The organism is Dietzia timorensis, from assembly GCF_020742175.1.
In the GTDB taxonomy this organism is placed as follows: Bacteria; Actinomycetota; Actinomycetes; order Mycobacteriales; family Mycobacteriaceae; genus Dietzia; species Dietzia timorensis_A.
In genome coordinates this window covers 1-5024 of record NZ_DYXM01000010.1, presented here as the reverse complement: position 1 = coordinate 5024, position 5024 = coordinate 1, and the positions used below count along the sequence as shown (strand labels likewise).

The window sequence follows — 5024 nt, the reverse complement described above, 5'->3', positions numbered from 1 at the left end:
GTTGACCCAGCGCCGGGACTGGTCGTTATTGAGCAGCATGACCTGCGCGCCAGGCTTGAGCGCGAGCTCGGTGTCCACGGGCATCGCCTGTCGTTCGACCTCGCCGGACACCATCGCGTGGGAGTAGAGCTCGTCGCCGGGGAGCTGGTCGAGCATGCGGCGATTGCGCGAGTCAGCGAGCCTGTTCGTGGTGCACAGCGTGAGCCAGAATTCGCCGACCGGCGGCTCGAAATCCGGCGCCGTGCGGGTATTGAGGTGCGCGCGGGCGTCGTCGAGGAGCTGGCCCTCGCGGACGGTGTTGAGGATCCGCGTGAGCTCCGGGTCGCTGATCTGCCGGAACACCTTCGTCAGCTGCACGAGCGGGAAGCGTTCGGCGCTATACGAGTGGGCCGAGAAGAAGTATGGGGTGTCGTACTCTTCGCGGAAGTACCACTCTTCGTTTGTAGTAACCACGGGCGCCAGCTGGAAGAGGTCGCCTACGAGCACGATCTGCACCCCGCCGAACGGCTCGCCCGGCTCGGGGCCGAACCGCGTGAGCGCCGCGTTCATCATGTCGAACAGGTCCGCGCGCACCATCGAGGCCTCGTCCACGATCAGCGTGCCCACGCTGCGAAGCGCGGCGGCGAACCGCGTCGGGTAGTAGTCCCCGCCCATGACGTCGGAGAGCGTGGTCGCCGTGTGGAACCGGAACAGCTGATGGATCGTGTAGCCGCCGACGTTCAGCGCGGCGATACCCGTGGGCGCGACGACGAGGGTTTCGCGCTCGGTGGTCGCCATGAAGTGCCTGATGAGCGTCGATTTGCCGGTGCCCGCCTTGCCGGTGAGGAACATGGAGTGCCCTGCCGCGAGCAGGTCGAGGGCGGCCGTGAACTCCTCGGTGAGCTCGATACTCGCCAGCCGGCTCACTGCGGCGGCTTCCGGGGTGGGGTGATCATTTCGTGGTTCACGATACCTGCGGCGGCGGGCACCCCACGGCGGCGGCAAAGTTCCCTAAGCTGGCAGCAGAGACCGGCGCCCGAGATCGGCGGCGCGTCCGGATACAAGCGAAAGGGGACGAAGCTATGTCGAATACCGTCAAGGGAGTCATTTCGCGCGTCAAGGACGAGCCGGTCGAGCTCGTCGATATCGTCATCCCGGACCCGGGACCGAACGACGTGGTCGTGCGCATCCAGGCGTGCGGGGTCTGCCACACGGACCTCGCCTATCGCGAGGGCGGCATCAACGACGAGTACCCGTTCCTGCTGGGCCACGAGGCAGCGGGAATCGTCGAGACCGTCGGCGAGCGCGTCTCCCACGTGGCCGAGGGCGACTTCGTCGTGCTCAACTGGCGCGCGGTGTGCGGCGAATGCCGCGCGTGCAAGCGCGGCGAACCCAAATACTGCTTCGATACCCACAACGCGTCGAAATCGATGACGCTGACCGATGGCACCGAGCTGTCTCCGGCACTTGGAATAGGCGCGTTTGCCGAAAAGACGCTGGTCCACGAAGGCCAGTGCACCAAGGTCGATGAGAAGGAAGACCCTGCGGTTGCCGGCCTCCTCGGCTGTGGCGTGATGGCCGGAATGGGCGCCGCGATGAACACCGGCGAGATCAAGCGCGGCGAGTCGGTCGCAGTGATCGGTTGCGGCGGCGTCGGAATCGCGGCGATCGCCGGGGCCAAGCTCGCCGGGGCCAGCAAGATCATCGCAGTCGATATCGATTCGACGAAACTCGATTGGGCCAAGGATTTCGGCGCGACCGACGTCATAAATTCGAACGAAACCGATCCGGTGGAGGGCATCCAGGAGCTGACCGGCGGGTTCGGCGCGGATGTCGTTGTCGATGCCGTGGGCATCCCGGCGACGTACAAGCAGGCGTTCTACGCACGCGATCTGGCCGGGCGCGTCGTGCTCGTCGGTGTCCCGACGCCGGAGATGACTCTCGAGCTGCCGCTGCTCGACTTCTTCTCCCGCGGTGGCGCGCTCAAGTCTTCGTGGTACGGCGACTGCCTGCCCGAGCGCGACTTCCCGATGCTCGTCGACCTGCACCTCGAGGGCCGGTTGCCGCTCGACAAGTTCGTCACCGAGCGGATCTCAATCGACGCGATCGAGAAGGCCTTCGAGTCGATGAAGGCCGGCAAGGTTCTGCGCTCGGTCGTCGAGATCTAGACCGCGCCACCAGACTCCGCATCCGAACTCCCCACACCGCACCCACTACCAAAGGAGCCAGCATGACTCACGAGGTTACGTCGCAGGGCCTCGCCAACGGCCTGCGCATCGAGAAGGTCGTCACTTCCGGCATTTTCGCCCTTGACGGCGGAGAGTGGGAAGTCGACAACAACATCTGGATCCTCGGCAACGACGACGAGGTGTTCATCATCGACGCCGCGCACAATGCCGCGCCGATCCTCGACGCCGTGGGGGACCGGAAGGTCCTCGGCATTCTGTGCTCGCACGCGCACAACGACCACATCACCGTGGCGCCGGAGCTGTCCGAAAAGCTCGACGCTCGGCTGTTCGTACACCCCGGTGACCAGATGTTGTGGGAGGAGACGCACGGCGGCCTCGCACACGAGGATCTCTCCGACGGCGACATTTTCCAGATCGCCGGCACCGATCTGAAGGTGATGAACACCCCCGGGCACTCGCCGGGTTCGTGCGTGTTCCACGTGCCGGAGGCCGGCGTACTTTTCTCGGGGGACACGCTGTTCAACGGTGGCCCGGGTGCGACGGGGCGCTCGTATTCGGATTTCCCGACGATCATCACGTCGATCAAGGACCGGATTCTCTCGCTGCCCGCCGAGACGCTGGTGCACACCGGCCACGGCGACGGGACGAAGGTAGGCGACGAGGCGCCGCACCTCGAGGAGTGGATCAAGCGCGGTAGCTGATAAGGCAGTGCGACACCGCTAGTCTTCGTGCACCGCGATCCACGCGCAGATCTCGGGCGCAATCTCGCCGGCGCGCTCCTCGGGTAACCAGTGGGAGGCGCCGGCGAGATCGACGAACTTGTATTCCCCGCTGACGAACTCGGCGGTCTTCTCCGCGGAGCTGCGTGAGAACGCGATGTCCTCGTCTCCCCAGATGTAGAGGGTCGGCACCGTTACGGTGAGACTCGACGGCAGCTGCCCCTTGCCGAGTGCCTGATAGTACTTCAGCACCGCATCCATGATCTCCGGCTCACGGAACCGCTCCACGTACGCCGCAACCGTCTCGGCATCGACCGCGCCGCCGTACAGCGCACGAAGCAGCGCCGCATCGTCGGCGAAGAGCGCGTCCCGCGAGGCCGCCGGGTCGGCCTGGATACCGCGGATATAGCCCATCTTCTCGTACTGCCCCGGGTCCTCGGCGGTAGCCTGCAGCTGTCCGACCGGATGCGGCGATGCGAGCGAGGTAAACGAATGCAGGCGCTCCGGATGCGCCGCCGCGTAAATCCAGCCGATGATCCCGCCCCAGTCGTGCCCGACGAGATGGAACTTCTCGATGCCCAGCGCCCGAGTCACCTCGTCGATATCGTTCGCGAGCTGCTCGAGCGTGTAATCCTCGACTTCGCCCGGCCGTGCGCCGGGGCTATATCCGCGCTGGTCGAAGGCGACGACCTCGAACCCCTGGTCGAGTAGCGTGCCCGAGACCTCCTCCCAACAGCTCGCGAACTGCGGCCAGCCGTGCACGAGCACGACCGTCGGGGCGCCGTTCGCGGCGACAGCAGGCTCCGCCCGGAAGCCGTCGAACGTGAAGCCGCGCGCCTGGACGCTGAACGCTTCGCCGCCGAGCCTCTGCGCCACCGAGGCGTTATCGTGCGGAAAACCGGCGGGACGGGGAGCGGACGCAGAGTCCGAGGGATTACTCATGTTCCCAAGATAACCCCTTTCCCTATGACGGCGGAGGCACCGATCTCAGCTTTGCGGTCACGAATTCGACTGCGGCGGCGGTGGAGTTCCGGGTGGAGGAGGTTCGTTAGGCGGAATTGCCTCCGGCGGCCGCTGCTGCCCCGGCCACTGCTGCCCTGGGAACTGTGGTGGATTTGACTGTCCCGCAACGATCGCAGCCGGCGGGAGCTTCTCGATCGCCTCCGCGGTGCCGGTCGTCTGAAATGTCAGCCGCTTGTCGAAGTACATAAAGGCGGTGATGAGCAGCGTGGTGCTCACGCTAAAGATCGTTGTCGGGAGCGTGATGAGTGGCTCCGCCGGATTCTGTCCGAGGAAGGCAGCCGTCCCGATCGCGACCCAGTTGTTGGCGATATGGAATCCGATGGGCACCTCGAGCCCGCCCGTTGCCCAGGCGAGGAAGCCTGCGCATAACGCGAACACGGCGACATCGACGAGTCCCAGATAGTCGTATACGTGGAGCGCCACGAAGACCGGCGTGGGAATGATGAATGCGAACGCGGGGTGGCGCAGCCACGAGCCGATGGCCTGTGCGGCTACGCCGCGAAACAGCAACTCCTCGGCCGTTGCCTGGAACGGAACGAGTACGAGAGTGAGCGCGAGAATTGCCAGAGCTGTGCCGTCCGTCGTGATCGTCACATCGTCGAAGAAGGTATTGGACAGAGCGTAGGCGAGGCCAATTCCTACCAGGGAAATCGCCATCGCACGAAACATGAGGGGCCAGCGGAATTTTCCGCCGACAGAAAACAGGCTCCCGAGCTTTCTCCGTCCGGCGATGTTTACCGCCAGGAGTGCCGCCGGAAAGCACACGGCGAGGGCTGTCAGCGTAAAGCCCCATTCCAGTGGGGATTCAGGAAGGACTCCTGCGGCGAGGAACTCTACGAAGTCCTCCGCCTCGTCGCTGTAAGGCGAGGCAGTGCCGGCTCCGATAATCGAGGCGATCACTACGAAATATTGCAGCGTGACGTACAGGGCCCCGGCGATGACAAGTTCCCAGAATGGCCGCCAATTGGTGTAGCGGGGCGAGGTCCTGGCCAGTCGGTGGTAGCGAACCGGGCCGGGTATCGCTTTCGCGTTCGGCGGAAAAATCGCTTTCTCCTCTTCGGCGAATCGTGTGCGGATGGTGCGTGATTACAGTCCGTACGATGCGCGGAGGTGA

5 protein-coding genes are annotated in these 5024 nt (G+C 64.9%); 2 read left to right on the top strand and 3 right to left on the bottom strand.

The features are described from left to right. Positions 1–906 (bottom strand): AAA family ATPase (locus K8V11_RS00535; RefSeq protein ID WP_303910205.1); only part of this gene is annotated, 906 nt, incomplete at its 3' end. 155 nt (positions 907–1061) lie between these two features. On the opposite strand from K8V11_RS00535, the gene K8V11_RS00530 reads away from it, so the two are divergent. Then, entirely contained in the window at positions 1062–2147 is a 1086-nt protein-coding gene (locus K8V11_RS00530; protein WP_303910203.1) for an S-(hydroxymethyl)mycothiol dehydrogenase, read from the top strand. 62 nt (positions 2148–2209) lie between these two features. Beyond that, complete coding sequence (locus tag K8V11_RS00525; RefSeq protein WP_303910201.1) at positions 2210–2869, top strand: MBL fold metallo-hydrolase; 660 nt, start codon at positions 2210–2212, stop codon at positions 2867–2869. Between the two features lie 18 nt (positions 2870–2887). On the opposite strand, the gene K8V11_RS00520 is transcribed toward K8V11_RS00525, so the two are convergent. Together K8V11_RS00520 and K8V11_RS00515 are read right to left on the bottom strand one after the other, a co-directional pair. Continuing rightward, positions 2888–3829: an alpha/beta fold hydrolase gene (locus K8V11_RS00520; RefSeq protein WP_303910199.1), complete on the bottom strand. Its 942-nt coding sequence runs from the start codon at positions 3827–3829 to the stop codon at positions 2888–2890. A 57-nt stretch (positions 3830–3886) separates the two neighbouring features. Beyond that, on the bottom strand, positions 3887–4810 hold the full coding sequence (locus K8V11_RS00515) for a CPBP family intramembrane glutamic endopeptidase (protein ID WP_303910198.1): 924 nt from the start codon (positions 4808–4810) through the stop codon (positions 3887–3889). Positions 4811–5024: the final 214 nt, after the last annotated feature.

Bases quoted from the DNA above. Each gene is read 5' to 3' on its own strand.
- K8V11_RS00525 (WP_303910201.1), top strand. From the start codon at position 2,210: ATGACTCACGAGGTTACGTCGCAGGGCCTCGCCAACGGCCTGCGCATC.
- K8V11_RS00520 (WP_303910199.1), bottom strand. From the start codon at position 3,829: ATGAGTAATCCCTCGGACTCTGCGTCCGCTCCCCGTCCCGCCGGTTTT.
- K8V11_RS00530 (WP_303910203.1), top strand. From the start codon at position 1,062: ATGTCGAATACCGTCAAGGGAGTCATTTCGCGCGTCAAGGACGAGCCG.